This is a genomic window from Streptomyces boncukensis (assembly GCF_011045075.1).
Classification (GTDB): Bacteria; Actinomycetota; Actinomycetes; order Streptomycetales; family Streptomycetaceae; genus Streptomyces; species Streptomyces boncukensis.
This window is the reverse complement of the sequence record NZ_JAAKZZ010000521.1, coordinates 1-4,901: the sequence shown is the minus strand read 5'-3', so window position 1 is coordinate 4,901 and position 4,901 is coordinate 1. Positions and strand designations below refer to the sequence as shown.

The window sequence follows — 4,901 nt, the reverse complement described above, 5'->3', positions numbered from 1 at the left end:
GGTGCGGGCTCCGCTGACCCGTGTCGAGCCGCGGCCGGAGCGTGCGCCGCTGTCCTTCGCGCAGCGTCGGCTGTGGTTCATCGACCGGTTCGAGGGGCCCTCGGCCACCTACAACGCGCCGTTCCCCCTGCATCTGCGGGGTGAACTGGACGCGACGGCGCTCGCCGACGCCATGCGGGACGTGGTGGCGCGGCACGAGAGCCTGCGGACCGTCTTCGCCGAGGACGAGGACGGCGTCCCCTTCCAGCGGGTGCTGCCCGTCCCCGAGGCCCGTGTGGAGCTGCCTGTCGTGGACGTCGAGACCGGGGCCGTCGCCTCCGCCGTCGACGAGATCGCCGCGTACCGCTTCGACCTGTCCGCCGAAATCCCGGTCAAGGTCGTGCTGTTGCGTGTGGGTGAGTGTGAGCATGTGCTGGTGTGGTTGGTGCATCACATTGCGTGTGACGGTGCGTCGATGGCGCCGATGGCGCGTGATCTGGCTACCGCCTATAGCGCTCGGCTGGCGGGGCAGGCTCCGCGGTGGGCGGAGTTGCCTGCGCAGTATGTGGATTACACGTTGTGGCAGCGGGAGCTGCTGGGTGAGGAGGGGGATGCGGACAGTCTGCTGTCCGCCCAGGTGGCGTACTGGCGTGCGGAGCTGGCGGACATTCCGCAGCCCCTCCAACTGCCCACCGACCGTCCCCGTCCGGCGGAGGCCAGCTACCGTGGCGACTCCGTGGAGTTCACTCTCGACGCGGAGCTGATGGCCGGTGTCGAGGAGCTGGCCCGCGCGCACGGGGCGACATCCTCGATGGTTCTGGAGTCGGCGCTGCTGGTGCTGTTGCACGGTCTCGGGGGTGGTGACGACATCACGGTCGGTTCGCCGATCGCCAACCGTACCGACGAGAGCCTGACCGACATGGTGGGGTTCTTCGTGAACACCTGGGTTCTGCGGGCGCGTCTGGAGGGCAATCCGACGTTCGCGGAGGTGCTCGACCAGGTACGCGTCAAGTCGCTGGCCGCCTACGACCACCAGGACGTGCCCTTCGAACGACTGGTGGAGGTGCTCAACCCGGAGCGGTCCACGGCCTACGCGCCGCTGTTCCAGGTGATGTTCGCCTGGCAGAACAACCGCCGGGAGGACTTCGCACTGCCCGGCGTGGACGTCGAGCTCGAATGGCTGCACAGCCGATCGGCGAAGTACGACCTGTTCTTCAACCTGGTCGAGGAGCCCGGCGAGGGCGTCGTCGGCCACCTTGAGTACGCCACGGACCTGTTCGACCGCGACACCGTTCAGCGGCTCGCGGCCCGGTTCACCCGCCTCGTCGGACGGTTCACCGCCGACCCGCGGCAGCACCTCGGCGCCGTGGAGATCAGCGAGCCGGACGAGCGGGAGCTCGTGCTGTACGGATTCAACGACACCGCCGTCGAGACCCCTGAGGTGACGATCCCGGACCTGTTCGCGCGGCATGTGGCGGCTGCGCCTGACGCGGTGGCGCTGGTGGGCGGCGAGGAGGAGCTGACGTACGCGGAGCTGGACGGGCGTGCGAACCGGCTCGCCCGGCTGCTGGCTGCCCGTGGTGTGGGCCGGGAGGCGGCGGTGGGGGTTGCTCTGCCCCGTTCGGTGGAGCAGGTGGTGGCGGTGCTGGCCATCCTCAAGGCCGGCGGCTGCTATCTGCCCCTGGACCCCGAGTACCCCGCCGAGCGTCTGGCGCTCATGCTGAGCGACGCCGCACCGCCTCTCGTGGTGACGGACACCGAGAACGCGGCGAGCGTCCCGGAGGGCGTCTGCCCGGCCCTCGTGCTGGACGAGCCGGAGACCGAGGCGGCGCTGGCCCGGGAGTCGGCCGAGCCGGTGGTGACCGCAACGCATCCGGACCAGCTGGCGTATGTGATGTACACCTCCGGCTCCACCGGCAGGCCCAAGGGCGTCGGCGTCACCCAGCGCGGCGTCGTCCGGCTCGCCTCGGAGAGCGGGTACGGCGACGGCGCGTACGAGCGCGTGCTGACCCAGTGCGCGCAGGCATTCGACTCCAACACCTATGAGCAGTGGTTCCCCCTCATGAACGGCGGCACGCTGTACGTGGCGCCGCCCGGACGTGTGGACGCCGCCACACTCGCGCGCCTGGTGAGCGAGCATCGGCTCACCTCCGTGATGTCCTCCTCGGGTATGTTCCGGGTGATCGCGGAGGAGATGCCGGAAGCCCTCGCCGGCCTGCGCGAGACGTTGACCGGCGGCGAGATCCAGCCGTACTCCGCCTTCGAGAGGATTCTCGCCAGCTGCCCGGACACCCGTGTGATCAACGGCTACGGGCCGACCGAGGCGACGATGGCCAGTACGTTCCACTCGGTCACGACGGCCGAGGAGATCGGCCCGCTCGGCGCGATCGGCCGGCCGATGGACAGCACTCAGATCTACCTCCTGGACTCCGCGCTCCGCCCGGTCCTGCCGGGGATGCCCGGAGAGCTGTACATCGCGGGGGACCGCCTGGCCCGCGGCTACCTGGGCCGCTTCGACCTGACCGCCGAACGCTTCGTGGCCTGTCCCTTCGGCACACCCGGCGAGCGCATGTACCGCACCGGCGACATCGCCAGCTGGACGGCGGAGGGCAGCCTGGTCTACCACGGCCGGGCCGACAGCCAGGTGAAGATCCGCGGCTTCCGCATCGAACCCGGCGAGGTCGAGGCGGCCCTCACCCGGCACGACGCCGTCGCGCAGGCCGTGGTGGTCGCCCGCGACAGCGCGGAGTTCGGCAAGCAGCTCATCGCCTACACGGTCCCCACCGAAGCGGAGAGCGGACCGGAGCCCGCCGAACTGCACTCCTTCGCCGCGGCGCGGCTGCCGGACCACATGGTGCCCTCCGCGTTCGTCCCCGTGCCGTCCATCCCGCTGGGCCCGAGCGGCAAGGTGGACCACCGGGCGCTGCCGGAACCCGAGTTCACCAGCGCCAAGCCCTACCGCACGCCCCGCACCGCTCAGGAGGAGGTCCTGGCCGGGGTCTTCGCCGGGGTGCTCGGCGTCGACGACGTCGGGATCGACGACAGCTTCTTCGACCTGGGCGGCCACTCCCTCCTCGCCACCCGCCTGGTCAGCCGGATCCGCGCGGCGCTCGGCGTGGAGCTGGCCATCCGCACCGTCTTCGCCGCGCCGACCGTGGCCGGGCTGGCCGAACGCCTCGGCCAGGGGGAGCGGGTGCGGGCTCCGCTGACCCGTGTCGAGCCGCGGCCGGAGCGTGCGCCGCTGTCGTACGCGCAGCGTCGGCTGTGGTTCATCGACCGGTTCGAGGGGCCCTCGGCCACCTACAACTCTCCGTTCCCGATGCGGTTGCGGGGTGAGTTGGATGCGGTGGCGCTGGCCGATGCCATGCGGGATGTGGTGGCGCGGCATGAGAGTTTGCGGACGGTGTTCGGTGAGGACGGGGAGGGCGTGCCGTACCAGCGGGTGGTGCCGGTGGGGGAGGTGCGTCTGGAGGTTCCGGTGCGGGAGGTGGGTGCCGGTGGGGTGGAGGCGGCTCTTGCGGAGCTTGCCGGGTACCGGTTCGATCTGTCGGCTGAGATACCGGTCAGGGCGGCGCTGTTGCGTGTGGGTGAGTGTGAGCATGTGCTGGTGTGGTTGGTGCATCACATTGCGTGTGACGGTGCGTCGATGGCGCCGATGGCGCGTGATCTGGCTACCGCCTACAGCGCTCGGCTGGCGGGGCAGGCTCCGCGGTGGGCGGAGTTGCCTGCGCAGTATGTGGATTACACGTTGTGGCAGCGGGAGCTGCTGGGTGAGGAGGGGGATGCGGACAGTCTGCTGTCCGCCCAGGTGGCGTACTGGCGTGCGGAGCTGGCGGACATCCCGCAGCCCCTCCAACTGCCCACCGACCGTCCCCGTCCGGCGGAGGCCAGCTACCGTGGCGACTCCGTGGGCTTCGCCCTCGACGCGGAGCTGATGGCCGGTGTCGAGGAGCTGGCCCGCGCGCAGGGCGCGACGCCCTCGATGGTTCTGGAGTCGGCGCTGCTGGTGCTGTTGCACGGTCTGGGGGGTGGTGACGACATCACGGTCGGTTCGCCGATCGCCAACCGTACCGACGAGAGCCTGACCGACATGGTGGGGTTCTTCGTGAACACCTGGGTTCTGCGGGCGCGTCTGGAGGGCAATCCGACGTTCGCGGAGGTGCTCGACCAGGTACGCGTCAAGTCGCTGGCCGCCTACGACCACCAGGACGTGCCCTTCGAACGGCTGGTGGAGGAGCTGAATCCGCAGCGGTCCACGGCCTACGCGCCACTGTTCCAGGTGATGTTCGCCTGGCAGAACAACCGCCGGGAGGACTTCGCGCTGCCCGGCGTGGACGTCGAGCTCGAATGGGTACGCAGCCAGGCGTCGAAGTTCGATCTCACCTTCAACCTGATGGAGGAGCCCGCGCGCGGCGACGTCCTGGGTTCGGTGGAGTACGCCACCGACCTCTTCGACGCCACCACGGTCCGCGGGATGGCGGACCGGTACGTCTGTGTGCTCCGCGAGCTCACCGCCGATCCCCGCCGGCGGATCGGGTCGGTGGACCTGCTCACGGCCGAGGAGCGCGAGCTGGTGCTGCGGGGCTTCAACGACACGGCGGCGCCGCCCGTGCAGCGCACCATGGCGGAGGTGTTCACCGAGCACGTCGCTGCGGGACCGGACCGGCTCGCGGTGGTCGGCGGCGACCGGCGGCTGACCTATCGGGAGCTGGACGGACGGGTGAACCGGCTCGCCCGCCTGCTGATCGCCCGCGGTGTGGGGCAGGACGCGGTGGTCGGGCTGGCTCTGCCCCGCTCGGTGGAGCAGGTGGTGGCGGTGCTGGCCATCCTCAAGGCCGGCGGCTGCTATCTGCCCCTGGACCCCGAGTACCCCGCCGAGCGTCTGGCGCTCATGCTGAGCGACGCCGCACCGCCTCTCGTGG

The 4,901-nt window shown here is 70.6% G+C and carries 1 protein-coding gene; it reads left to right on the top strand.

Annotation, left to right across the window (positions count from 1 at the left end):
- Nucleotides 1-4,901 (top strand): non-ribosomal peptide synthetase (locus G5C65_RS31120; protein WP_165302390.1); only part of this gene is annotated, 4,901 nt, incomplete at both ends.